21 protein-coding genes and 1 pseudogene are annotated in these 23589 nt (G+C 64.0%); 17 read left to right on the top strand and 5 right to left on the bottom strand.

All coding sequences use genetic code 11. From position 1 onward, the window contains the following. The first annotated feature begins 268 nt into the window (after window positions 1–268). On the top strand, window positions 269–2356 hold the full coding sequence (locus tag APT59_RS18320; RefSeq protein WP_059316167.1) for a PAS domain-containing protein: 2088 nt from the start codon (window positions 269–271) through the stop codon (window positions 2354–2356). Window positions 2357–2738: 382 nt separating this feature from the next. Beyond that, window positions 2739–3020 carry a hypothetical protein gene (locus APT59_RS18325; protein ID WP_059316168.1) on the top strand — a complete coding sequence of 94 codons (282 nt, stop codon included), beginning with the start codon at window positions 2739–2741 and terminating at the stop codon, window positions 3018–3020. A 9-nt stretch (window positions 3021–3029) separates the two neighbouring features. Here the strand turns inward: APT59_RS18325 and APT59_RS18330 are convergent. Then, window positions 3030–3823, bottom strand: a pseudogene (locus APT59_RS18330) (aldolase). Window positions 3824–3953: 130 nt separating this feature from the next. On the opposite strand from APT59_RS18330, the gene APT59_RS18335 reads away from it, so the two are divergent. Next, window positions 3954–5771: an alkaline phosphatase family protein gene (locus APT59_RS18335; protein ID WP_059316169.1), complete on the top strand. Its 1818-nt coding sequence runs from the start codon at window positions 3954–3956 to the stop codon at window positions 5769–5771. 7 nt (window positions 5772–5778) lie between these two features. Here the strand turns inward: APT59_RS18335 and APT59_RS18340 are convergent, their stop codons facing one another. Together APT59_RS18340 and APT59_RS18345 are read right to left on the bottom strand one after the other, a co-directional pair. Next, on the bottom strand, window positions 5779–6609 hold the full coding sequence (locus tag APT59_RS18340; protein ID WP_059316170.1) for a PhzF family phenazine biosynthesis protein: 831 nt from the start codon (window positions 6607–6609) through the stop codon (window positions 5779–5781). Window positions 6610–7128: 519 nt separating this feature from the next. After that, window positions 7129–7893, bottom strand: coding sequence for a FadR/GntR family transcriptional regulator (locus APT59_RS18345; RefSeq protein ID WP_059316171.1), 765 nt, complete (start codon window positions 7891–7893; stop codon window positions 7129–7131). A 152-nt stretch (window positions 7894–8045) separates the two neighbouring features. Between APT59_RS18345 and APT59_RS18350 the strand changes: the two genes are divergently transcribed. The 5 genes from APT59_RS18350 (at window position 8046) to APT59_RS18370 (ending at window position 12706) form a co-directional block, all read left to right on the top strand. Then, window positions 8046–8786 (top strand): SDR family oxidoreductase, encoded by a 741-nt coding sequence (locus tag APT59_RS18350; RefSeq protein ID WP_059316172.1) that lies wholly within the window; start codon window positions 8046–8048, stop codon window positions 8784–8786. A gap of 44 nt (window positions 8787–8830) precedes the next feature. Further along, window positions 8831–9679 carry an ureidoglycolate lyase gene (locus APT59_RS18355; protein ID WP_059316173.1) on the top strand — a complete coding sequence of 283 codons (849 nt, stop codon included), beginning with the start codon at window positions 8831–8833 and terminating at the stop codon, window positions 9677–9679. Window positions 9680–9783: 104 nt separating this feature from the next. Further along, entirely contained in the window at window positions 9784–11076 is a 1293-nt protein-coding gene (locus APT59_RS18360; RefSeq protein ID WP_059316174.1) for an L-fuconate dehydratase, read from the top strand. Then, on the top strand, window positions 11073–11933 hold the full coding sequence (locus APT59_RS18365) for an amidohydrolase family protein (protein ID WP_059316175.1): 861 nt from the start codon (window positions 11073–11075) through the stop codon (window positions 11931–11933). The genes APT59_RS18360 and APT59_RS18365 overlap by 4 nt, the downstream gene beginning before the upstream one ends. Beyond that, a complete protein-coding gene (locus APT59_RS18370; RefSeq protein ID WP_059316176.1) occupies window positions 11930–12706 on the top strand; it encodes an SDR family oxidoreductase in 777 nt (258 codons plus the stop codon). Before APT59_RS18365 ends, APT59_RS18370 begins: the two co-directional genes overlap by 4 nt. A 630-nt stretch (window positions 12707–13336) precedes the next feature. Here APT59_RS18370 and APT59_RS22590 read toward each other — a convergent pair. Beyond that, the gene (locus tag APT59_RS22590) at window positions 13337–13474 is read right to left on the bottom strand and encodes a hypothetical protein (protein ID WP_167348568.1); all 138 of its coding nucleotides are present in this window, start codon (window positions 13472–13474) and stop codon (window positions 13337–13339) included. Window positions 13475–13534: 60 nt separating this feature from the next. Next, on the bottom strand, window positions 13535–14098 hold the full coding sequence (locus APT59_RS18375; RefSeq protein ID WP_059316177.1) for a TetR/AcrR family transcriptional regulator: 564 nt from the start codon (window positions 14096–14098) through the stop codon (window positions 13535–13537). A 73-nt stretch (window positions 14099–14171) separates the two neighbouring features. Here APT59_RS18375 and APT59_RS18380 point away from each other — a divergent pair, with 73 nt between their 5' ends. The 9 genes from APT59_RS18380 (at window position 14172) to APT59_RS18410 (ending at window position 23588) form a co-directional block, all read left to right on the top strand. Further along, a complete protein-coding gene (locus APT59_RS18380) occupies window positions 14172–15044 on the top strand; it encodes an alpha/beta fold hydrolase (protein WP_059316178.1) in 873 nt (290 codons plus the stop codon). A 124-nt stretch (window positions 15045–15168) separates the two neighbouring features. After that, window positions 15169–16287, top strand: coding sequence for a Re/Si-specific NAD(P)(+) transhydrogenase subunit alpha (locus tag APT59_RS18385; protein WP_059316179.1), 1119 nt, complete (start codon window positions 15169–15171; stop codon window positions 16285–16287). Window positions 16288–16326: 39 nt separating this feature from the next. Further along, on the top strand, window positions 16327–16641 hold the full coding sequence (locus APT59_RS18390; RefSeq protein WP_059316180.1) for an NAD(P) transhydrogenase subunit alpha: 315 nt from the start codon (window positions 16327–16329) through the stop codon (window positions 16639–16641). 1 nt (window position 16642) lies between these two features. Further along, window positions 16643–18079 (top strand): NAD(P)(+) transhydrogenase (Re/Si-specific) subunit beta, encoded by a 1437-nt coding sequence (locus APT59_RS18395; RefSeq protein ID WP_059316181.1) that lies wholly within the window; start codon window positions 16643–16645, stop codon window positions 18077–18079. Window positions 18080–18360: 281 nt separating this feature from the next. After that, window positions 18361–19101: a hypothetical protein gene (locus tag APT59_RS22490; protein ID WP_156428973.1), complete on the top strand. Its 741-nt coding sequence runs from the start codon at window positions 18361–18363 to the stop codon at window positions 19099–19101. A 141-nt stretch (window positions 19102–19242) separates the two neighbouring features. Next, the gene (locus APT59_RS22290) at window positions 19243–20880 is read left to right on the top strand and encodes a restriction endonuclease (protein ID WP_082696388.1); all 1638 of its coding nucleotides are present in this window, start codon (window positions 19243–19245) and stop codon (window positions 20878–20880) included. A 310-nt stretch (window positions 20881–21190) separates the two neighbouring features. After that, window positions 21191–22312: a hypothetical protein gene (locus APT59_RS18400; protein WP_059316182.1), complete on the top strand. Its 1122-nt coding sequence runs from the start codon at window positions 21191–21193 to the stop codon at window positions 22310–22312. Window positions 22313–22415: 103 nt separating this feature from the next. Then, entirely contained in the window at window positions 22416–22748 is a 333-nt protein-coding gene (locus APT59_RS18405; protein WP_059316183.1) for a hypothetical protein, read from the top strand. A 360-nt stretch (window positions 22749–23108) separates the two neighbouring features. Beyond that, window positions 23109–23588 carry a hypothetical protein gene (locus tag APT59_RS18410; protein ID WP_059316184.1) on the top strand — a complete coding sequence of 160 codons (480 nt, stop codon included), beginning with the start codon at window positions 23109–23111 and terminating at the stop codon, window positions 23586–23588. Window position 23589 lies beyond the last annotated feature (1 nt).

The following is a 23589-nucleotide window of genomic DNA, read 5'->3' on the forward strand; positions in this document are numbered from 1 at the left end:
TGAACCGGGGTCGTTGGAAAGCTGTTACTAGATATTCATATGACATCGTATGAGTGACTTCCCTAGGTGTCAATGCGCCCAAAGCAGAGTGGTCAGACATCTTTGTTAGGGCTAGGAGATCCGTAACGGTGAGCCCCAGGCAGCCAGCGCCGGGCGCGATATCAGCAGGGCGGCAATCCGTGACGTGGGTGGCACTTTTCCGCCTAAAGACATCTAATACGGACTTTGAAGCGAAGCCGTCGCCTCATCCTGGCCTGACGAGTCCACTGTGCCCCTCGCCGATATCCCTTCCCTGCTGGCGCGCATCGCCGAGCTGGAGCAGCACAATCAACAGCTGCGCCATCAGCTCGACGACCAGGCCATGCCGTCGGAGGGCGCCGCCACCCTGGCCAGCGAGCGTTATCAGTTTCTCTTCAACGCCATGGACGAAGGCTTCTGCATCATCGAGTTCCTCGATGGTCCCCATGGCCCCCTGAGCGATTACCTTCATGTCGAGGCCAATCCGGCCTATGCCGCCCATGCCGGCATTCCCAACGTGGTGGGCCAGAAGTTGCGCGACATGGTCGGCGACGAGGCCCAGGCCTGGCTCGACCGCTACGGCCACGTACTGCGGACGGGCGAATCCATCCGCTTCGAACAGGAGCTGGTGGCCACCGGGCGCTACCTGGACGTCACCGCCTTTCGCGTGGAGCCGGCCAGCCGCCGCCAGGTCGCGGTGCTGTTCCAGGACATCACCCCACGCAAGCGCGCCGAAGCCGCCCTGCGCCAACTCAACGAAACCCTCGAAGAACGGGTGCAGGCCGCCCTGGCCGCCAACCGTATCCTGGCCAACGTGGTGGACGGCGCCGCCGCGCTGATTCAGGTACTGGATTTCAATTTCCGCTGGCTGGCGATCAACGGCTCCGGTGCCGATGTCTTCGAACAGGTGATCGGGGTCCGCCCCCGTATCGGCGCCTCCTTCAGCGAAAGCCTCAGGCACCGTCCCGAACTGCGCGACGGCATCCTCGCTCACTGGCGCCGCGCCTTCGCCGGCGAGACCTTCAGCGAGATCATCTCGGTGGGCGAGGAGCCAGGCCTGCGCCATTACGAGCTGCAGTTCAGCCCCTTGCACGATGCCGAAGGCCGCACCATCGGTGCCTACCAGTTCGCCTATGACGTGACCGAGCGGCTCAACGAGCAAGAGCGCATCCGCCTCATGGAAGAAGCCCTGCGCCAGTCGCAGAAGATGGAGGCGGTCGGCCAGCTCACCGGCGGCATCGCCCATGACTTCAATAACCTGCTGACCGGTATCCTGGGTTCGCTGGAGATGCTCGACGTGCGTCTGCGGCAGGGCCGCCTGCAGAATCTGGATCGCTACACCGGCACCGCCCGCAGCGCCGCCCAGCGCGCCGCTGCCCTGACCCACCGCCTGCTGGCCTTTTCTCGTCGCCAGACCCTGGATCCCCAACCGGTGGCCCTGGAACAGCTGGTGATCGGCCTCGAAGACCTCATCCAGCGCAGCATAGGTCCGCAGATCGCCCTGGAGCGCGAGGCCGATCCAGGCCTCTGGCTGACCCATATCGACGGCTTGCAACTGGAAAACGCCCTGCTCAATCTCTGCCTCAATGCCCGCGACGCCATGCCCGAAGGCGGTCGCATCCGCATCGTCCTGAGCAACGAGCGTCTCGACGAGGCGCGTGCCCAGCGTTGCGCCCTGCCCCAGGGCGACTACGTGCGCCTGAGCGTGGGCGATACCGGCAGCGGCATGAGCGACGAGGTGCGCGCCCGGGTCTTCGATCCCTTCTTCACCACCAAACCGCTAGGCCAGGGCACCGGCCTGGGCCTGTCCATGGTGCATGGCTTCGTGCTGCAGTCGGGTGGCGAGATCCAGATCGAATCCGCGCCCGCGGCGGGTACCTGGGTCCACCTCTATCTGCCGCGCCATCATCGGATGCCGATCGCTGACACCACAGCCCATGTCGAACCCGAGCCCAACCTTCCCGGCCAGGGCGAGACCATCCTGGTGGTCGACGACGAACCCACCATCCGCGCCCTGCTGGTCGACGTCATGACGGCCCAGGGCTACCAGGTACTGGAAGCGGCCGATGCCGCCACGGCACTGGCGCTGCTGCTGCCCGACACCCCTTTGGACCTGCTGGTCACCGATGTCGGCCTACCCGGGACATTCAATGGTCGCCAGCTGGCCGACGCCCTGCGCGACCTGCGTCCGGGCCTGCCGGTGCTGTTCATCACCGGCTACGCGGAAAGCCATATCATCGGGGATGGCGATCTCGAAGCCGGCATGCGGGTGCTGACCAAGCCCTTCACCCTGGATGCCCTGGAACGGCGCATCCAGTTGATGCTAACCCCGCCCTGATCCAGACCCGGCAGCGAAATAGATAGCCTTTTGCTATCATTGGCGAAACGAATCCCTCCCCGTGCCCTTTCCGCCGAGACGCCCATGGACAAGCGATCCTTGGTCCACCTGCTGCTGATCTTCGCCATGATCGCCTTCATGGCCCTGCTGGCGTCGCTCATCCGCTAGCGACGTTAAGCCAGCCATAAGCCTGGTGGTGGCACGCTCTACCCTGTGCCGAAGAGGCATCGTAGAAGCTGACATCTGCGCTTTTGAGCCCGGGAGGATCCGGGCTCTTTTTTGTGCGGAGAAAATGCGCAGCAGTCCACGAGTCGAGGTGTTACCCCTGCGGTGGGCCATGAGGGCCCGGCATGATGGGGCTCCTGTCCAGGAGGGACACGCCATGATCACCAGGATGCCGTCCGTTATCGCTCCGTCGCTCGCCTTCGATGTCTGCCCCCTGGGTGCGGAAACCGCTTCGCTGTCCCTCGATATCCTCCGCCAAGGGTTCCTGGCCCTGGATCATCACGGCCAGCTCGACACGAGTCGCGCCATCAAGCGCCAGCTGCGGGCGCGCCTGGTCGACGCCGTCGATGCCCAACTGCCCAAGGTAGTGGTCGACACCCTGGAACGCGCCCTTCCTCAGCAGCTGCCCCGGCAGCAGCGCCGCACGCACGGCGGGTGAGCGCCTGCTTCAGTCCTGATAGTCCGGCTCCAGCCGCAGCAACTGACGCTTCACGCTCTCCAGATGCAGCCGCGCGCTGTCGGCATTGCCTTGCAGCATCTGCTGGCAGGCGGCGTGGGCGATCACCGGGTCTACCGGTTTGAGCGGTCGACCGCTGGCCATGGCCCTGAGCTGCACCTCGGCGGCGCGCTCCAGGTAGTAGAGATCGTCCCAGGCTTCGGCGATGCTCGGCCCCAGCACCAGCGGCCCATGATTCTTCAGCATGACCACCGCCGCCTCGCCCGCCGCCCGGGCGATGCGCTCGCCTTCGCCAGCGTCCAGCGCCAGGCCGTTGTAGTCCTCGTCCACGCTCAGGCGATCATAGAATTTCAGCGCGGTCTGGCCGGCCCAGACGAAGGGCTCGCCTTCCAGCAGGCAGAGCGCCGTGGCATGGGGCATATGGGTATGGAAGGCCGCCCGCGCCTGGGAATTGAGCCGGTGCAGCTGAGCGTGGATGTGGAAGGCGGTGGCCTCGGGTGCGCCTTCGCCCATGACCACGCCACCGTCGAAGTCGCAGATCAGCAGGGAAGAGGCCGTCACCTCGGCAAAGGCCAGGCCATAGGGGTTGACCAGAAAGAGATCGTCGTGACCAGGCACCACGAAGGAGAAGTGGTTGCAGATCCCCTCGCCCAGACCGAGGCGCGCGGCCATGCGGAAGCAGGCGGCAAGATCGAGGCGGGCCTGGCGGATGGCCGGGGTATCGAGGGTGCGAGGGTGCGAGGGCTGGTCGCGATGGAGGCGGCAGGTTCGAAGGCGTGGGCCATGGGCGGCTCCTTGGACGGGAAGCTTAGGCACTGCACAAAGGATGCCGAGGGTTGTCACCCCGCTGTCATCATCAAATTGCAGCAATACCTTGTTACATCTAGTGGCCTCCTTTCCTGCTGAGATCCTTTCATGGCGTTCATCCCCACCCTTCTCGCCCGTGCCTGCAGCCTCGCCCTCCTTGCCAGCTCGGCGGTCATGGCCGCCGAACCGGCGCGCAACGTCATCCTCTTCATCCCCGATGGCCTGCGGGCGGGCATCGTCGATGCGCAGACCGCGCCGAACCTGGCGCAACTGCGGCGCGAAGGGGTGAACTTCCAGAACAGCCATTCGCTCTTTCCCACCTTCACCACCCCCAACGCCTCGGCCATGGCCACCGGGCACTACCTGGGCGACACCGGGGATTTCGGTAACACGATCTACACCGGCTTCCCGGTTCCGGGGGCCAGCAACAGCGTCACGCCCTTCCTGGAAAACGACGAGGTGCTGGGCGACGTCGACGAGCACTTCGCCGGCAACTACCTGGACGAGGAAACCCTGCTGGCCGCTGCGCGCCAGGCCGGGCTGTCCACCGCTGCCGTCGGCAAGCTCGGCCCCGTCGCCATCCAGGACGTGACCGCCCGCGATGGGGAAAAGACGGTGATCGTCGACGACTCCACCGGCCATCCCACCGGCATCCCCCTGAGCGCGGCCATGCAGGACGCCCTGAAACAGGCCGGCCTGCCGCTGGAAGCCCCGAGCCGGGGCGCCAATGGCAAGGCCGGCAACGCCACCACGCCGGGCACCCTGAGCGCCAACGTCGAGCAGCAGCGCTACTTCCTCGACGTCACCAACCAGGTGCTGCTGCCGCGCTTCAAGGAGAGCGGCAAGCCCTTCGTACTGGTGTTCTGGTCGCGCGATCCCGACGGCACCCAGCACAACCAGGGCGACAGCCTGGGCAAGGTCACTCCGGGTATCAACGGCCCCACCAGCCTGGCCGCCATCCGCAACGTCGACGCCAACCTCGGCGCCCTGCGCGCCCGCCTGAAAGAGCTGGGCCTGGATGGCAATACCGACATCTTCGTCAGCGCCGACCACGGCTTCTCCACCATCTCCAAGGAGAGCAAGACCAGCCCTGCGGCCAAGGCCAGCTACCCCGACGTACCCAAGGGGCTGTTGCCGCCCGGCTTCCTCGCCCTGGATCTCGCCACCGCGCTGGAATTGCCGCTGCTCGACCCGGACGCCAAGGGCGCCGCGGTGGAGATGGACCAGGGCCAGCACCCGAGCAAGGCCAACGGCCTGATCGGTCCCGACCCGGCCAAGCCGGAGGTGGTAGTGGCGGCCAACGGCGGCTCAGACCTAGTCTATCTGCCCCAGGGCGATGCCAAGGCCCTGGCACCCAAGGTGGTCGCGGCACTGCTCAAGCAGGATTATGTCAGCGGCCTGTTCGTCGACGACGACCTGGGCAAGATCCCCGGCACCCTGCCGCTGTCGGCGATCAACCTCAAGGGCTCGGCGCTCACCCCCTACCCGGCTATCGTGGTCAACTTCCGCTCCTATGACAGCGGTTGCGGCAAACCCGACGTCTGCGCCGTGGAGGTAGCCGATACCGGCCTGCAGCAGGGCCAGGGCATGCACGGCAGCTTCAGCCGGGGCGATACCCACAACTTCATGGCGGCTATCGGCCCGGACTTCCGCAAGGGCTTCGTCGACCTGAGCCCGGTCAGCAACGCCGACGTCGGCCAGACCCTGGCCCACCTGCTGCACCTGGAGATCCCGGCCAAGGGGCAACTGGTCGGCCGAGTGATCGGCGAGAGCTTGGAAGGCGGCAAGCCGGTCAAGGCCAGCCACCAGGTGCAGCGTTCCGCACCGGCGGCGGGCGGCCTGGTCACCGAACTCAAGACCCAGAATGTCGGCAGCACCCGCTACTTCGATGCTGCCGGCTTCAAGGGGCGCTCGGTCGGGCTTTGATCCGCAGCTAGAGGGTAAGGGTGCCGCGGATGCAGTCCTGCACCGCGCCACCCACCCAGATGCGGTCGGCGATGCGTGCCACCCGCACCCGGCCGCGGCGGCCCATCGCCGTGCCCTGGCTGGCCAGGTAGCGCTCCGGGGCCAGGCCCGCCGGGATCAGCCACTGTGCCAGGCTGGCGTTGAGGCTGCCGGTGACCGGGTCTTCGGCGAACTCCTCGCCCATCAGGGCACGTACCTCGAACTGCGCCTCGGCAGCGCTGCCTGTCCAGGGTGCGATCAGGCCGACGTTGAGGCCTTCCAGCGCCGTGTAGTCCGGTCGAATCGCCAGCAGCTCCTCGCGACTTTCCAACAGCACCGCGACCCAACCGGGGCCATTGTCGGCCCATTGGCTGGCCTGGAACCGCTCGGGTGAAAGGCCGGTGCCACGGGCGATGCACGCCAGCACCTCAGGCGCCACCGGCCCGCCCCGCAGCAGCGGTGGCGCGGCAAAGGCCAGCTCTTCTCCGGCGGCGCGGATCGGCACCAGGCCCGCGCCGCATTCCTGGATCACCTCGCCGCCGCGCGGCTGGCCGCCCTCGCGCAACCAGACATGGCAGCTGCCCAGGGTCGGATGGCCCGCGAAGGGCAGCTCGCGGACCGGGGTGAAGATGCGCACCCGGTAGTCCGCGGCCGGATCGGTGGGTTCGAGGAGAAAGGTGGTCTCCGACAGATTGGTCCAGCGCGCCAGGGCGGCCATCTGTTCGGTGGAAAGCTGATCGGCACCGCAGACCACTGCCAGGGCATTGCCCTCCAGGGGGCGCTGGGCGAAGACATCGACCTGATGAAAGACGAGGGACATGACGGTGGGCTCCTGGGGCAAAGAGCCGATTGTCCGCGGTCGGCAGGCGATAGGAACAGCCACAGCCAGGTGGCTAAGGGGCCGTACAGAGGAGGTATTGCGCGCGGGATTCGCGTGGAAAACGCTGCGCGGTTTTCCACTCTACGGTGTTGCCCTACGGCATCGACGCGGAGCTTGCCCTCACCCCAACCCTCTCCCGGAGGGAGAGGGGGCGGTTTCGAGCGGAGATTGGCGCTGCGCACGAATCATCAATCCCCCGTAGGTTGGCGCTGAGCGCAGCGAAGCCCAACGGTCGGACCACCCGCCTTCACCCCAGCCCTCTCCCCGAGGGAGAGGGGGCGGTTCTGCGCGGAGGTTGGCGCCACTCCGTAGCGTGGACAACGGCGCAGCCTTGTCCACGAATCCGCCGCCCACCCGTAGGTTGGCGCTGAGCGCAGCGAAGCCCAACGTGGGCACGACACCCTCACCCAATCCCTCTCCCAGAGGAAGAGGGGGAAAAGCCGAGGCACGTCCGCCCCCTCACTCCGCCGCCGGCCGCGCGAAGATCCGGGTCACCGCATCCAGGTGCTCGGCCATGGCCTGGCGGGCGGCGGCGGGGTCGTGGGCTTCCAGGGCTTCGAGGATGGCGAGGTGCTCCTGCTGGGAGCGGTCGGGCATGTCTTCCGGGGTGTAGCGGCGCTGCAGGAGCTGGAACATGCTGCCGTAGCGATGGCCGAGCAGATGGCGCAGCAGCAGGGCATAGGCCGGGTTGCCGCTGGCCTGGGCGATGCGGATATGGAACAGCCGGTCACCCGGATGGGTAGTGGAGCCCAGGCGATTGTCCTCGACGTTGCGAACATAGGCGGCGCGGATACCGGCCAGATCACTGTCGCTGGCGTGCCGGGCGGCCAGGGCGGCAGCTTCCGGTTCCACCAGGCAGCGCGCCTGCAGCAGGGCGAAGGGCGGGATCTCGGCGTCCAGATCCAGCGCCAGGCTAAGTTCCGGATCCATCTCCGCCCACTGACCACGCCCGGCCAGCTCCAGCACCGGGGTATCCGGTGGTGGCGGAGCATTGGGCGCGCAGACCCGTACGCCGTCGCCGACGCGCACATCCACCAGGCCAATCACCTCCAGGGCGATCAGGGCTTCGCGCACCGAGGCCCGACTCACACCCAGCTGCTTGGCCAATTCGCGCTCGGCGGGTAGGCAACTGCCCGGCGGGTATTCGCCGCCGTCGATAAGGGCGCGCAACTGGTCGGCGATCTGCCGGTAAAGCCGCGGCTTTTCAATTACCTGAAGGGGCATGGCGGTCTCGTCTCATGCAGGTCGCGCAGTTTGCCGCGAAAAAATCCTTGCCTGAGAGCCTAGCAGGGTCTAAACAATAGGACCAATGGCCTGACCATTGACCGCTGGCGGTCAGGCGACTCACAACAATAAACAGCCAAGAGGTCTCTCGCATGAGTCATGCAGGCAAACGCGTTCTGGTCACCGCCGCCGGCCAGGGGATCGGTCGGGCCACCGCCCTCGCCTTCCATCGCGCCGGTGCCGAGGTCATCGCCACCGACATCAATGCCGCCGCCCTGGACAGCCTGGATGGGCTGCAGACCCGGGTGCTCGACGTCACCGATGCCGCGGCCGTCTCGGCCCTGGTCGCCGAGCTGGGCAGCTTCGACGTCTTGTTCAACTGCGCCGGCTACGTCCACGCCGGCAGCATCCTAGATTGCGACGAAGAGGCCTGGCGCTTCTCCTTCGAACTCAATGCCACCGCCATGTACCGGATGATCCGCGCCGTGCTGCCCGGCATGCTGGCCCAGGGTGGCGGCTGCATCATCAACATGGCCTCGATCGCCTCCAGCCTCAAGGGCGTCCCCAATCGTTGCGCCTATGGCGCCAGCAAGGCGGCGGTGATCGGCCTGACCAAGTCGGTGGCCGCCGACTATGTCGGCCAGGGCATCCGCTGCAACGCCATCTGCCCCGGCACCGTGGATTCTCCCTCGCTGCACCAGCGCATCGCCGACCAGGCCGCCCGTGAAGGCCGCAGCGAAGCCGAGGTGCAGGCCGCCTTCGCCGCCCGCCAGCCGATGGGTCGCGTGGGCCGCCCGGAAGAGATCGCCGCCCTCGCCCTGTATCTTGCGTCCGACGCCGCCGCCTTCGTCACCGGGACCGCCCAGGTGATCGATGGTGGCTGGAGCGTCTGACGCCGCTTTTCGTCTGTACCCTTTCGCCCCTCATAGGAGCTCCGATGAAACTCTTGCGCTACGGCCCCCAGGGCCAGGAAAAACCCGGTCTGCTGGATGCCCAGGGCCGGCTTCGCGACCTCTCCGGCCAGGTGGCCGATCTTGCCGGCGAGGTGCTCGGCGCCGATTCCCTGGCCCGCTTGCGCCAGCTGGACCCGAACACTCTGCCGCTGGTGGACGGCTCACCGCGGCTGGGCCCCTGCGTCGGTCGGGTCGGCAAGTTCATCTGCATCGGCCTCAACTACGCCGATCACGCCGCCGAATCCGGGCTGGACGTACCCAAGGAGCCGGTGGTGTTCAACAAGTGGACCAGCGCCATCTGCGGCCCCAACGACGCCGTGCAGATCCCCCGCGATTCGACCAAGACCGACTGGGAAGTGGAGCTGGGCGTGGTGATCGGCAAGGCCGGACGCTACATCGACGAGGCCAATGCCCTGGACCACGTGGCCGGCTATTGCGTGGTCAACGACGTCTCCGAGCGCGAGTGGCAGATCGAGCGCGGCGGTACCTGGGACAAGGGCAAGGGCTTCGACACCTTCGGTCCGCTCGGCCCCTGGCTGGTCACCGCCGACGAAGTGGCCGACCCGCAGAACCTCGACCTCTGGCTGGAGGTGGACGGCCACCGCTACCAGAACGGCAACACCCGCACCATGATCTTCACGGTGGCCCAGATCATCGCCTACCTCAGCCGCTGCATGAGCCTGCAGCCGGGTGACGTCATCTCCACCGGCACCCCGCCGGGCGTGGGCATGGGCGTCAAGCCGCAGTCGGTGTACCTCAAGCCCGGCCAGGAAATGCGCCTGGGCATCCAGGGCCTGGGCGAGCAGCACCAGCGCACCGTCGCCGCAGACTAAGCCCCTCCTCTCCACCCTTTTTCCAGCAAACCCCCGTGCCCGCTTTCATCCAGCGGGCACGGGCCGGGTTCGCTCATCCCGCGAAAACCCTCGAGGACAGCGCCATGCCAACAACAATTACCGGCCTGCAGATCGAAGACATCCGTTTCCCCACCAGCCAGGCGCTGGATGGCTCCGATGCCATGAACCCCGATCCGGACTACTCCGCCGCCTACGTTATCCTGCAGACCGACCAGCCGGGTCTGGAAGGCCACGGCCTCACCTTCACCATCGGCCGCGGCAACGAGATCTGCTGCGCCGCCCTGCGCGCCCTGGAACCACGGGTGCGCGGCCTGACCCTGGAATGGATCCAGGAAGACCCAGGGCGTTTCTGGCGGCACATCACGGGTGATAGCCAGCTGCGCTGGATCGGCCCGGACAAGGGCGCCATCCACCTGGCCACCGGCGCGGTGGTCAACGCCGCCTGGGACCTCTGGGCGCGCGCCGTGGGCAAGCCGGTGTGGCGCCTGGTGGCGGACATGAGTCCCGAGGAGCTGGTGCGCTGCATCGACTTCCGCTATCTCACCGACTGCATCACCCCCGAGGAGGCCCTGGAGCTGCTGCGGCAGCGCGCCGAGGGCAAGGCCGAGCGCCTACAGCGCCTCGAAGCCGAGGGCTATCCCTGCTACACCACCTCGGCCGGCTGGCTCGGCTATCCCGACGACAAGCTGCGCCGCCTCTGCCAGGAGGCCATCGACGCCGGCTTCTCCCACATCAAGCTCAAGGTCGGTCGCGACCTCGCCGACGACATCCGCCGGGTGCGCATCGCCCGCGAGGTGATCGGCCCCGAGCGCCAGCTGATGATCGACGCCAACCAGGTATGGGAAGTCGGCGAGGCCATCGACTGGGTGCGCGAGCTGGCCTTCGCCAAGCCCTGGTTCATCGAGGAGCCCACCAGCCCCGATGACGTCGAAGGCCATCGCGCCATCCGCGAGGCGGTAGCGCCGGTCAAGGTGGCCACCGGCGAGATGTGCCAGAACCGCATCCTCTTCAAGCAGTTCATCATGCGCGGCGGCCTGGACGTGGTGCAGCTCGACGCCTGCCGCCTGGGCGGTCTCAACGAGGTGCTGGCGGTGCAGCTGATGGCCGCCAAGTACGACCTGCCGGTCTGCCCCCATGCCGGCGGCGTGGGCCTGTGCGAATACGTGCAGCACCTGGCGATGATCGACTACCTCTGCGTCGCCGGCACCCACGAGGGCCGGGTGGTGGAATACGTCGACCACCTCCACGAACACTTCGAGGACCCTTGCCGGGTGCGCGGCGCGGCCTACCTAACACCCCAGGCGCCAGGTTTCTCCATCGCCATCAAGGCGGCCTCCCGCGCGCGTTATCGCCACGCCGGGGAGCAGCCGTCATGAGCCTGCGCCTGGATGCCCACCAGCATTTCTGGCGCTACCGCCCGGCCGAATTCGGCTGGATCGACGGGCGCATGCCAGGGCTGCAACGCGACCACCTACCGGCCGATCTGCAGCCGCACCTGCAGCGCGCCGGCTTCGACGGCTGCGTCGCCGTCCAGGCGCGCACCCAGGAAGAGGAGACGGATTTTCTGCTCGACCTCGCCGCCCAGACGCCCTGGGTACAGGCGGTGGTCGGCTGGACCGATCTGCGCGCCGCCGACCTGGTGGCGCGCCTGGAGCGCCGCCAGGGCAGTCGCCATCTGCGCGGCTTTCGCCATCCGGTGCAGGACGAGGCCGATCCCGGCGCCTGGCTGGCCGATGTCGCCGCCAACCAGGGCGTCGCCACCCTGCAACGCCATGGCTATCTCTACGAATTGCTGATCCATGCCGAGACGCTGCCCGCCGCCACCGCCTTCGCCGCGCGTCACGACCACGGCGTGCTGGTGCTGGACCACCTGGGCAAGCCGCCGGGCCGGGTTGCGCCCGCCGACTACGCCCGGCTGCTGGCGCCCCTGGCGCGGCTGCCCCATGTGCATTGCAAGCTCTCCGGGCTGGTCACCGAGGCCGACTGGCACGGCTGGCAGGCAGAGCAGTTGCTGCCCTACGCCCGCATCGCCCTGGAGGCCTTCGGGCCGGAGCGGTTGCTGTTCGGCTCCGATTGGCCGGTCTGCACCCTGGCCGCCAGTTACGCCGAGGTGGTCGACCTGGCCGAACAGGCCCTGATGGACCTCACGGCCAATGAGCGCGCGGCGGTCTTTGGCGGCAACGCAGCCCGCCTCTATGGCCTGGGCACCCAGCCGCGGGAGGCCGTGGCATGAACCTGCAGCTGACCGACAAGGTGATCCTGGTCACCGGCGGTGGCTCCGGCATCGGCGCCGCCATCTCCCTGGCCCTGGCCGACGAGGGCGCCATCCCGGTGATCCTCGCCCGCGAGCCGCTGGAGGCCGACTTTGCCGCACGCCTGGCCAAAGAGCAGCCAAAGGCTCGGGCCTTCACTGTGGAGCTGTGCGACGAAGCCGCCTGCGAGCGGACCGTGGCCGCCGTGCAGGAGGCCTACGGCCGTATCGATGGACTGGTCAACAACGCCGGGGTGAACGATGGCGTGAGCCTGGCTGCCGGTCGCGCCGCCTTCGTTGCCTCCCTGGAACGCAACCTGGTGCACTACTACCACCTGGCGCACCTCTGCCTGCCGGCGCTGCGCGCCAGTACCGGCGCCATCGTCAATATCGCATCCAAGACCGCCCTCTCCGGGCAGGGCGACACCAGCGGCTACACCGCGGCCAAGGGCGGGGTACTGGCCCTGACTCGCGAATGGGCCGCCTCGCTGCTGGACGACGGCATCCGCGTCAACGCGGTGCTCCCCGCCGAGGTGATGACGCCGCTCTATGAGCGCTGGCTGCAGGGCTTCCCCGATCCGACGGCCAAGCTCGCCGCCATCACCGCGCGCATCCCCCTTGGCCGGCGCATGACCACCCCGGAAGAAATCGCCGATACCGTGGCCTTCCTGCTCTCGTCACGGTCCAGTCACACCACCGGCCAGTGGCTGAGCGTCGACGGCGGCTACCTGCATCTGGATCGGGCGCTGACGTGAAGACGTGGAGGTAGGTTGGCGCTGAGCGCAGCGAAGCCCAACAAGACACGGGCGCCCTCACCCCAACCCTCTCCCAGAGGGAGAGGGGGCGGTTCCGTGGATCGTGTTTAGGTTTGGCGCTAGCCGAGCGCAGCGATGCGTGGAAAACGCCCTGCGGTTTTCCACCCTACGCCAGACTAAACGTAGGTTGGCGCTGAGTGCAACGAAGCCCAACAGGAGGGCACCCTCACCCCAGCCCTCTCCCAGAGGGAGAGGAGGCGGCTCCGTGGATAGCCTTTAGGTTTGGCGTTAGCCAAGAGCAGCAACGCGTGGAAAACGCCATGCAGTTTTCCACCCTACGCCAGACTAAACGTAGGTTGGCGTTGAGCGCAGCGAAGCCCAACAAAGGGTGAGCACCCTCACCCCAACCCTCTCCCAGAGGGAGAGAGGGGCGGTTCAGTGGATAGCGGTCAGGTTTGGTGCTAGCCAAGAGCAGCAACGCGTGGAAAACGCCCTGCGGTTTTCCATGCTACGTCAGACTAAACGTAGGTTGGCGCTGAGCGCAGCGAAGCCCAACAAGGGGCAGGCATCGTGGCACCCCGTAGGGTGGACAACGGCGCAGCCTTGTCCACGCGCCAAACACCGAATCCGCTATCGCTTGGGACTCAAGGGGCTGTCGTCCTGGTCCTCGCGCTCTTCGGTGGTGGTGGTGTTCGCCGAATCCGGCACATCGCCGTATTCGTCGTAGTCGTGAGGGGTCTGCTTGTCGTCCGCGGGTTCGGGATTCATGAGGTACTCCAATAAAAGAAGTGCCTTCGGTGGAGTCTCCCGGCCCCTGCGGCGTTCCCGCTAGACCAGCGCCACCAGACGTTCGGCGACCCGGTCGAAGGGTTCGATGCTGCGCTGCGCGCGACACAGCGGAATCACCCCCTGCACCGCCGCCACCAGCAGAGTGGCCAGCCCCGTCGCTGCCTCGGTCGAATGCCCATGCTCGACCAACGCCACCTGCAAGCGCGCCTCCCAACGGCGATAGATGCCCGCCGCCGCGTCCAGCTCGCGCTGGGCGATCTCGTCCACCGGCTCTTCCACCGCCACCGCCATCACCGGGCAGCCGACGCGAAAGTCCGAGTCCAGCAGGATGTCGCGCCACAGCTGCAAAAAGCCCTGAATCCCCGCCAGCGCTCCGGCCTGCAGCTGCCGCTCCAGATCGCGACTGACCTGGGCGCCGGCCAGCTCCACCGCTTCCACCACCAGCTGATGCTTGCCGCCGGGAAAGTGATGATAGGTGGACCCCAGCGGCGCCTCGGCGCGTTTGATGGTCTCGCGGATGCTGGTGGCGTTGAGGCCGTGCTGCGCCAGCATGGCCGACGCGGCCACCACTACCCGTTCCCGCACCGTCGACTGCTCGGTCATTCATTCTCCTTGCTATGACAGTCGTCATAATCTACCGTCCAGGCATTATAACAACTGTCATAGGGACCACCCCATGCCCAGCGACGCCCTCGTCGAGGACTTGATCACCGCGGACGGTTATCGCCTCAGCACCAGTCGCTTTCCCGCCGAGGGCACGTTGCAGGGACGGCTGATCGTCGCCGGTGCCACCGCCGTGCCCCAGGGCTTCTACCGGCGCTTCGCCCAACACGCCGCGGCCCGCGGTTTCGAGACCCTGACCCTGGACTATCGCGGCGTCGGCCGCTCGGCACCGGCCTCGCTCAAGGGCTTTCGCATGGACCTGCTGGACTGGGCGCGCCAGGACCTCGCCGCCGCCGTGGACGCCATGGCCCAAGGCGACGTCCCGCTCTACCTGGTCGGCCACTCCTATGGCGGCCATGCCTTCGGCCTCTTGCCCAATCACGCCAAGGTCGCCGGCTTCTATGTCTTCGGCACCAGCGCCGGCTGGCACGGCTACATGCCGCCGCTCGAACGCCTCAAGGTGCTGGCCATGTGGAAGCTGGTGCTGCCGGTGCTGACCTGGTGGAAAGGCTACTGCCCCTGGAGCGCTCTGGGCCTGGGCGAAGACCTGCCGCGCGACGTCTATCGCCAGTGGCGGCACTGGTGCAGCTATCCCCACTATTTCTTCGACGACCCCGCCATGCGGGGCATCGAAGCCGGCTATGCCGAGGTGCGCACGCCTATCGTCGCGGTCAATGCGCTGGACGACCTCTGGGCCACGCCACGCTCGCGCGATGCCTTCATGCAGGCCTATCGCAACGTCGACCTGCAGCGCGAAGACCTCGACCCCCGCCAGCACGGCGGCGCCATTGGCCACATGGGTTACTTCCGCGCCAGCGCCCAGCCCCTGTGGGACCGCGCCCTGGACTGGTTCGCCGCCCTGCCCCGCTCACCGGGGCTGAGCTGAGTCCCAAACAGGCCGCCCCAGCGGCGCGCCTGTCGCTTTTTCAAAAGCTACCCGTCGTTTCCGGACAGCCACTCCGCTGCCCCAGGTCCCATTGTGGCGGCACGAATAACAAGGAGTGACACCCGTGCTGATCGGCGTCCCGTTGGAATCCGGTGCAGGGGAAACGCGCGTGGCCGCGACCCCCGAAACCCTCAAGAAACTGATCGGCCAGGGCCACCAGGTGGTGGTGCAACAGGGTGCTGGCGAGCGCGCCAGCGTGCCCGACGCGGCCTATGCCGCCATCGGCGCCCAACTCGGCGATGCCGCCGCGGCGCTGGGCGCCGACCTGGTGCTCAAGGTCGCAGCGCCCGATGCGGCAGAGCTGGCGCTGATGAAACCTGGCGCCGTGCTGATCGGCATGCTCAACCCCTTCGCCCAGGAGACCCTGGACCAGCTCAACGCCCGCGGCCTCACTGCCTTCGCCCTGGAAGCAGCGCCGCGCACCTCCCGCGCCCAGAGCCTGGACGTGCTCTCCTCCCAGGCCAACATCGCCGGCTACAAGGCGGTGATGCTGGCGGCCGACCACTATCCGCGCTTCATGCCCATGCTGATGACCGCTGCCGGCACGGTGAAGGCCGCGCGGGTGCTGATCCTCGGCGCCGGGGTGGCGGGGCTGCAGGCCATCGCCACCGCCAAACGCCTCGGCGCGGTGATCGAGGCCTCGGACGTGCGTCCAGCGGTGAAGGAGCAGATCGAATCCCTCGGTGCCAAGTTCGTCGACGTGCCCTTCGAGACCGAGGAAGAACGCCAGTGCGCCGAAGGCGTCGGCGGCTATGCCCGGCCCATGCCGGCTACCTGGATGGAGCGCCAGGCCAAGGCCGTGCACGAACGCGCCAAGCAGGCCGACATCGTCATCACCACCGCACTGATCCCCGGTCGTCGTGCGCCCACCCTGCTGCACGAAGCCACCGTGGCCGAGATGAAGCCCGGCTCCGTGGTCATCGATCTGGCCGCCAGCCAGGGCGGCAACTGCCCGCTGACCGAGCTGGACCGGGTGGTGGTCAAGCACGGCGTCACCCTGGTGGGCTACGGCAACCTGGCCGCCCGGGTGCCGGCGGACGCCTCGGCGCTCTATGCCCGCAACCTGCTGGACTTCCTCAAGCTGGTGCTCAAGGACGGGGCCTTCCACCTCGACCTGGAGGACGACATCGTCGCCGCCTGCCTGATGTGCCACGGCGGCGAATTGCGCCGCAAGAACGCCTGAGCCCCAGCCCGGCCCCTCTGCCTTTAAAGGACTGCCCCCATGGATCTGATTTCCGACGGCATCTACAACCTGATCATCTTCGTGCTGGCCATCTATGTCGGCTACCACGTGGTCTGGAACGTCACCCCCGCGCTGCACACCCCGCTGATGGCCGTGACCAACGCCATCTCCGCCATCGTGATCGTCGGCGCCATGCTCGCCGCCGCCCTCACCGTCACCCCGCTGGGCAAGACCATGGGCACCCTGGCCGTGGCCCTGGCGGCGGTCAACGTCTTCGGCGGCTTCCTGGTCACCCGCCGCATGCTGGAAATGTTCAAGAAGAAGGCCCCCAAGGCCCAGGCGGAGAAGCCCTGACATGAGCATGAACCTCATCACCCTGCTCTACCTCGTCGCCTCGGTGTGCTTCATCCAGGCGCTCAAGGGCCTTTCCCACCCCACCACCTCACGCCGCGGCAACGCCTTCGGCATGGCCGGCATGACCCTCGCCGTGCTCACCACCCTGGCGCTGATCCACAAGCTCGGCAGCGAGCTGGCGGTGCAGGGCATCGGCTACGTCATCGTCGGCCTGCTGGTGGGCGGCAGTGCCGGCGCGATCATGGCCAAGCGCGTGGAAATGACCAAGATGCCCGAGCTGGTGGCCTTCATGCACAGCATGATCGGCCTGGCCGCGGTGTTCATCGCCATCGCCGCGGTGGTCGAGCCCCAGTCCCTGGGCATCGTCGCCACCTTTGGCCAGCCGATCCCCAGCGGCAACCGCTTGGAGCTGTTCCTCGGCGCGGCCATCGGCGCCATCACCTTCTCCGGTTCGGTGATCGCCTTCGGCAAGCTCTCGGGCAAATACAAGTTCCGCCTGTTCCAGGGCGCCCCGGTGCAGTTCGCCGGCCAGCACATCCTCAACCTGGTCATCGGCGTGGCCATCCTCGCCCTGGGCCTGATGTTCACCTTCAGTGGCAACCTCGGCGCCTTCGCCGTGCTGGTGGCCCTGGCCTTCGTCATCGGCGTGCTGATCATCATCCCCATCGGCGGCGCCGACATGCCGGTGGTGGTCTCCATGCTCAACAGCTACTCCGGCTGGGCCGCCGCCGGTATCGGCTTCTCGCTCAACAACTCCATGCTGATCATCGCCGGTTCGCTGGTGGGATCGAGCGGCGCCATCCTCTCCTACATCATGTGCAAGGCGATGAACCGCTCCTTCTTCAACGTCATCCTCGGCGGCTTCGGCGGGGCGACGGAAGCCGCGGCCAGTGGCGGTAGCCAGGAGCAGCGCCCGGTCAAATCTGGCTCGGCGGACGACGCCGCCTTCCTGCTGGGCAACGCCGACAGCGTCATCATCGTCCCTGGCTACGGCCTGGCCGTGGCCCGCGCCCAGCACGCGCTCAAGGAGCTGACCGAGAAGCTGGTGCACAACGGGGTGACGGTGAAATACGCCATCCACCCGGTGGCCGGACGCATGCCCGGCCATATGAACGTGCTCTTGGCCGAAGCCGAGGTGCCCTACGACCAGGTATTCGAGATGGACGACATCAACTCCGAATTCGGCCAGGCCGACGTGGTGCTGGTGCTCGGCGCCAACGACGTGGTCAACCCGGCCGCCAAGAACGACCCCACCTCGCCCATCGCCGGCATGCCCATCCTCGAAGCTTTCAAGGCCAAGACGATCATCGTCAACAAGAGATCCATGGCCAGCGGCTACGCGGGTCTGGATAACGAGCTCTTCTACCTGGACAAGACCCTGATGGTCTTTGGCGATGCCAAGAAGGTCATCGAGGAGATGGTCAAGGCGGTGGATTAAGCCCTGTCCCCACGACCGTTTGGGCGGTCGTGGGGGTAGTTCGTCGGCGATGAAATCCGCAGCGCCTACCCCTTCCAAACACTTTCACCCCAAGCGAAGCCTTGCCAACCCTCGGTTTCGGCTGCACTCGCTGCAAAAATCGTCAGACTTCACAGCAAAAGTCTTAACGATTCCGGCCTTTTGCCAGCCTTGACGCCTCCTACCCTGCCTCCTACTGTGAAATCCATCACAAGGAAGCAGCCGTCACGATCTCTCGTCTCGGCCCCGGCCAGGACGCCGTTATGCCGCCCAAAGACCGTCATGGCAAGACCGCGCAAGACTATCGCGCCGCGCTCATCGCCGAACTCGACGCCGTTCCCAACTACCGTCGCCGCCGCAAGGCGCAGCGCTCTCCTCTGCTATTCGTCTGGCTACTGGTGCCTGTCGCTCTGCTCTGGCTGAACTGGCCTTGGGTAGAGCGTTGGCTGCATCCTGCGCCTGTGGCTGAACCGCCTTTTGAAGTTGCGGAGAGCAAAACGCCTGCATCTCCCCTCCCTCCTTCTTTACCTGCACCTCACCAAGCCATAGCCGCGCCTCAACCTCTAGATGCCTGCCTCAAGCAGGGCAACGTGGTGGATGAAGAGGTATTGCGTTGCCGCTATGGCGCCGTGCCTCGTGCGCAAGAGCCGGCTTCGGCTCCGCAGGGAATGGTGTCAGCAGCCTATCTCGCCCAGTACAAGGCGGGGCAAGAGCTAGCTCCCGTGTATACCTCTTCCTCACCTTCTTTCAGCGAAAGCCATTGGGTTCGCAAGTGGGATGGCAGCGGTTCGTATTTGGCTACTTGGGAGGTACAAGACAGTCGGATTGATTACGGCAGTGTTTGCGGGAATCACCGTAAGGGATCAATTGAGTATCGGGAGTGTAGGAAAGGGGCAAAACAGTGGTTCAAGGGGCAATGCGCAGCATTGGGTAAGGCCAAGGGGCAAGAGCTGACTCGCGAGAGGTATTGCTCAGCGGCTGAAGAGTTTGGACCGATGGGATAATCCATTTTTAGCAAGACACTATCGATCCGCCAATTCTAGTCCGCACAGATCCATTCCTCCTGCCCAACGCTTTGGCAGAGAGCGTCTATACTGAAAATTATCTTATATATTTTTTACGATTTCCTAATAAAAAGAGGGCATATGGCAAAGAGAAGCGGCTTTGAGAAAGTGATTCGAGCCATAGCGCGTGAAACAGCCAAACAGCAACGACTTCAAGCCTCTGAACAACGCGCCTTACAGCAGGAGGCCGACCGTACGCAACGTGAACAAAGAAGAGATAGGGCTATAAAAGAACGCGAGCAAGCTCGCTACAGCCGCGAGTCCGAACGATTTGCAAAGCAAAACTATTTAGAATTTCAAACACAAGAAGCACGCGACAAAAATGATAGCACCGCACTATTCTTAAGCGAACTTGAGAATATTTTATCCGCTACATTAATGGTTGATGACACGGTTACCTTTGACTCGCTTAGAGTCTTAGAAAACCCACCACAATTCGCCCCACCAAAGTCCTTAACAACTGCCATAAAAGGTCCTTCCCTAGAGTCATTTACGTCAAAAGTACCCTCTTTACCTTGGCATGCCTTTTTAATGCCAGGCTATAAGGCCAAACACTCGGAAAAACTAAGACTCGCCAACGAGCAATTTATTGCTAGCGAGCAGCAAATCAACACTCAAAACACGCAACGTTTAGATTTATTAAGGAAAGCTCGCGAGGACTATGAAGCAGGAGTATCAGCTTTTTTGGAAAAGAAAGCACTTCGCGACTCTGAAGTCGATGCGTTTCGTTACTCTTATTATGAGGGCGACTCGGAGTCCATTGTAGCTTATTGCAGCATGGTTCTTGAAAAATCTGTCTATCCAGAAGGTTTTCCACAAAACTTTTCTCTGGCCTATCAACCTGACTCAAAACAACTGGTAATTGAGTATGAACTACCTACGGTAGAAATAATCCCCAGCGTAGCCGAGTATCGCTATGTCAAAACTAGAGACGAGATCGTTGAGAAGCTACGCAAGCCTGGAGAAATAAAAGCATTATATTCGGATGTTGTGGCGAGCATAGCACTAAGATGCTTACACGAAATATTCGAGGCTGACCAAGGCGAGTTTCTTGAGACCTGCTGTTTTAGCGGATATGTGAATACAATTGATCCTGCAACCGGCCGGGAGATACAACCGCATCTTGTTTCCGTCCGAACGTCGCGCAAAACTTTCACAGAGATAGACTTAGCGCGGGTAGATCGAGCTGTGTGCCTTAAAAATTTAGGCGCCCATGTTTCTAGATCTCCAAGCGAAGCTCAAGCCGTTAGGCCTATTATTGAATTTCATATGATAGACAAACGATTTATTGACCAACAGGACCTTACTTCACAGCTGAGTTCTGCCACCAACCTAATGGACCTTAACCCATACGAATTTGAAACTCTTGTAGCAAATCTATTCTCAAAAATGGGACTAGAGTCTAAGCTTACAAGATCCTCGCGAGACGGAGGCGTTGACTGTATTGCTTACGATCCCCGACCAATTCTAGGGGGAAAAGTAGTAATTCAGGCAAAACGCTATAGACATACCGTGGGAGTTTCGGCAGTTCGAGATCTTTACGGAACGATGATGAATGAAGGTGCAAACAAAGGAATCCTAGTAACCACTAGCGGCTATGGACCCGACGCATTTGAATTCTCGAAAGACAAACCGATAGAGCTGATCGAGGGTGGCGGATTGCTTTTCCTCCTTCAAGAAATCGGAGTTGAAGCACGAATATTAATGCCTGAAGACTAGGAAAATGCACAAAAAAATCATCAAAATACAATCCTAACTTGCCACATAATAAAACCGCCTACTGAATAGCCGCTGCCTAACTTAAAGAAATCTCAACATAACACTACAGATAAAAACCATCACCTTTACCAAAAGGAATCTCAAGTTTAAATCACACAAGCTCTATCTAAATATTGCGTATCAATCCATTGGTCGATTGCAAAGCTTGCACTAATAATTGGATTATTTTCTTAAAAAAGCTCAATGACTCCGACTACTCCTCATTAAATACTAGGCCCCAGCCACAGTACCCCCCACAAGGACCGTCCCCATGCAAACCTCCCGCTCCCTCATGGTCGCGTTGCTGCTGGCCAATACCGGTGCCGTCTGGGCCGAATCCAATACGGCCAACGTCCAGCAGGACGGTGGCTTCAACAGGGTGAACCTGAACCAGGGCAGCGAGCTGTCGGCGCGTAACAAGGCCGATATCCAGCAGAGCGGTATCTTTCTCACTACTCAGGTCACCCAGCAGGACGATGCCGATGACAGCGTGCGGGTGGTGCAGGACAGCGCCAGGAGCTATGCCGAAGTCAACCAGACCTTGGGTTCGCAGCGGCGGGTGGATATCGAGCAGCTCAATGCGGGCTACGGGCGGGTACAGGTCGATCAGGGGCCAGGCAGTGGCAACGAGACGGTGGTGCGGCAAAGCGGTCTGCGGCTGGATACCTTTGTGCAGCAGGATGGTGGCTTTCACCGCATCGACATCGATCAGACCAGCGACCGGGCAGGTGGTAATACCCTGACGGCACGGCAAGACGGCCTCAACGGCACCCTGGAGCTGGGCCAGCATGGCGATGCGCTGGACCTGCAGGTGGTCAGCTTCGGACTGCGCAATAGCGCCTGGGTCAGTCAGAACGGCAATGACTCGACCACCCTCATCGAACAACGCGGCAACGACAACTACATTAGCCTCAAGCAGGCCGGCGAGCGAACCGATTCCACCGTGGTGCAACAGGGTAACGGCAACGACGCCCGGGTCCGGCACTCCAGCGCCTATTCGCGGCCCAGCAACGTCGATATCGCCCAGCGCGGCGACCTCAACCGCGCCGACGTCAATGTCTATGGCGCCGGCAACCAGCTGACCTTGGCGCAGACTGGTAATGGCAATAACGCCGACGTTATCGCCTCGGGTGAGGGCAATCAGCTGGATCTGGTATCTAACGGCGAGAGCAACGGCGTCTCGGCCTACTACCTGGGTAACGACGGCCAGCTGAAGGTCGATCAACAGGGCGACAATCTCGAGGTGACGGCTTATGTCACAGGTAATGCCTCCAGCATCACCGCCAGCCAGAGTGGCTACCAGCACACCGCCGACCTGACCCAGAACACGGCGGGCAATGCCATCAACGTCATCCAGAGCGGCTTTTCCAACCACGCCGTCATTACCCAATAGCCTTTCGTTCTAGCCGAGCAACTGACCGCTGTGCGTGCGGACGCTGACAGCCCACCTCAAACAGAATTTTTCACTCTATCCACACACAAGGCTATAGACCGATATGAAAGCTTTCGAAGCCGGCTCTTTCTCTGATGTTGCAAACACCCCTCTGGCAACGACGTTGTGGCAGTTTTTGCACAGAGACACGTCCATTGCCTGCCTAGAAACCAGCACCTATCTGCAGCGACCTGCCATTGAAGGTCTCCAGCCTCGTCTGCTGGCTGAGTTTGGTGACGAGATCAAAGCGGACAGGATCAAGCAAATGACCGGACGCATGGTCAAGCAAGTGATGGAGAGTCTGGGCTACCACCTGGAGCAGCCTGATATCGATATCCAGAACAAGGATCTCTATAAAACTGCAGCCCGTTATGCCAAATCCGGGGAAACTGCGTAATCGGACCGGCATGGACAAAAGAGCTATGCCTGGCCTCGGTTGATGGTCGGCAACCCATGGCCTGCCGACCATTCACAGCGTCACGATGATGTAGTAAAGCAGCGTATCGTCGCGTACCAGGGTAAAGGTAAGGACGCGGCTGAAAAGATCTCAGCCGCGCTCATTCCAATTAGCGGATTGAGCTTCGGCAGCTGGGTTCTCAATGTCTGGATCTCGCCGAGACATTCCTCGAATTTGCAGCGCCAGACAAGAAGCTGAGCGTTTTTGCGCATCACTGGCTATGACCGTTGTGGCGCTAGATGCTCAATCTTTGCCCCACGCGGCCGCTACCCTTGGGATGTACCTTTCAAGGAGTCCGCGATGTCCAGCACGCTGTCGGTGAATGGCATTGGCCACGGCATCTTGCGCGCGCCCACGCTCAGGCTGGGTGGCGCGACTGCCAAGCCCACCGCCGAGGAAGAGGCGGCCAAGGTTGAGCTAGCCAAGAAGCCCAAGGGCATCGGCAAGCCCAATCCACTGAACCAGATCAAGGATCAGGCCGAAGCCGAGGCTACCTCTGGCGGGGAGAAGAGCAGCACCGGCAACAAGACCCTGGATACCCTGCAGAAGGCCATAGACATGGCCAAGCGGCAACTGGAGCTGGCGCAAAAGCAGTTGCGCGCTGTAGAGGCCCAGAGCAAGGGCGAAGGCAAGGCTGACGAGGCCAGCCAGGCCGCGCGCGAAGCCGCCCAGGCCAATGTGGCCGCCGCCAGCGAGGCGTTGACGACTGCCTACGCCGCCTATACCGAAGCCCTGAAGAAGGCTGGCGACAGCACCGGTGGTGTCAGCGCCCGGGCGTGAT

The organism is Pseudomonas oryzihabitans, from assembly GCF_001518815.1.
Lineage (GTDB): Bacteria > Pseudomonadota > Gammaproteobacteria > Pseudomonadales > Pseudomonadaceae > Chryseomonas > Chryseomonas oryzihabitans_E.

Bases quoted from the DNA above. Each gene is read 5' to 3' on its own strand.
- APT59_RS18410 (WP_059316184.1), top strand. From the start codon at position 23,109: ATGTCCAGCACGCTGTCGGTGAATGGCATTGGCCACGGCATCTTGCGC.
- APT59_RS18390 (WP_059316180.1), top strand. From the start codon at position 16,327: ATGGATCTGATTTCCGACGGCATCTACAACCTGATCATCTTCGTGCTG.
- APT59_RS22290 (WP_082696388.1), top strand. From the start codon at position 19,243: ATGGCAAAGAGAAGCGGCTTTGAGAAAGTGATTCGAGCCATAGCGCGT.
- APT59_RS18395 (WP_059316181.1), top strand. From the start codon at position 16,643: ATGAGCATGAACCTCATCACCCTGCTCTACCTCGTCGCCTCGGTGTGC.
- APT59_RS18345 (WP_059316171.1), bottom strand. From the start codon at position 7,893: ATGCCCCTTCAGGTAATTGAAAAGCCGCGGCTTTACCGGCAGATCGCC.
- APT59_RS18360 (WP_059316174.1), top strand. From the start codon at position 9,784: ATGCCAACAACAATTACCGGCCTGCAGATCGAAGACATCCGTTTCCCC.
- APT59_RS18365 (WP_059316175.1), top strand. From the start codon at position 11,073: ATGAGCCTGCGCCTGGATGCCCACCAGCATTTCTGGCGCTACCGCCCG.
- APT59_RS18370 (WP_059316176.1), top strand. From the start codon at position 11,930: ATGAACCTGCAGCTGACCGACAAGGTGATCCTGGTCACCGGCGGTGGC.
- APT59_RS18335 (WP_059316169.1), top strand. From the start codon at position 3,954: ATGGCGTTCATCCCCACCCTTCTCGCCCGTGCCTGCAGCCTCGCCCTC.
- APT59_RS18400 (WP_059316182.1), top strand. From the start codon at position 21,191: ATGCAAACCTCCCGCTCCCTCATGGTCGCGTTGCTGCTGGCCAATACC.
- APT59_RS18355 (WP_059316173.1), top strand. From the start codon at position 8,831: ATGAAACTCTTGCGCTACGGCCCCCAGGGCCAGGAAAAACCCGGTCTG.
- APT59_RS22590 (WP_167348568.1), bottom strand. From the start codon at position 13,474: ATGAATCCCGAACCCGCGGACGACAAGCAGACCCCTCACGACTACGAC.
- APT59_RS18380 (WP_059316178.1), top strand. From the start codon at position 14,172: ATGCCCAGCGACGCCCTCGTCGAGGACTTGATCACCGCGGACGGTTAT.
- APT59_RS18325 (WP_059316168.1), top strand. From the start codon at position 2,739: ATGATCACCAGGATGCCGTCCGTTATCGCTCCGTCGCTCGCCTTCGAT.
- APT59_RS18405 (WP_059316183.1), top strand. From the start codon at position 22,416: ATGAAAGCTTTCGAAGCCGGCTCTTTCTCTGATGTTGCAAACACCCCT.
- APT59_RS18350 (WP_059316172.1), top strand. From the start codon at position 8,046: ATGAGTCATGCAGGCAAACGCGTTCTGGTCACCGCCGCCGGCCAGGGG.
- APT59_RS18375 (WP_059316177.1), bottom strand. From the start codon at position 14,098: ATGACCGAGCAGTCGACGGTGCGGGAACGGGTAGTGGTGGCCGCGTCG.
- APT59_RS18340 (WP_059316170.1), bottom strand. From the start codon at position 6,609: ATGTCCCTCGTCTTTCATCAGGTCGATGTCTTCGCCCAGCGCCCCCTG.
- APT59_RS22490 (WP_156428973.1), top strand. From the start codon at position 18,361: ATGCCGCCCAAAGACCGTCATGGCAAGACCGCGCAAGACTATCGCGCC.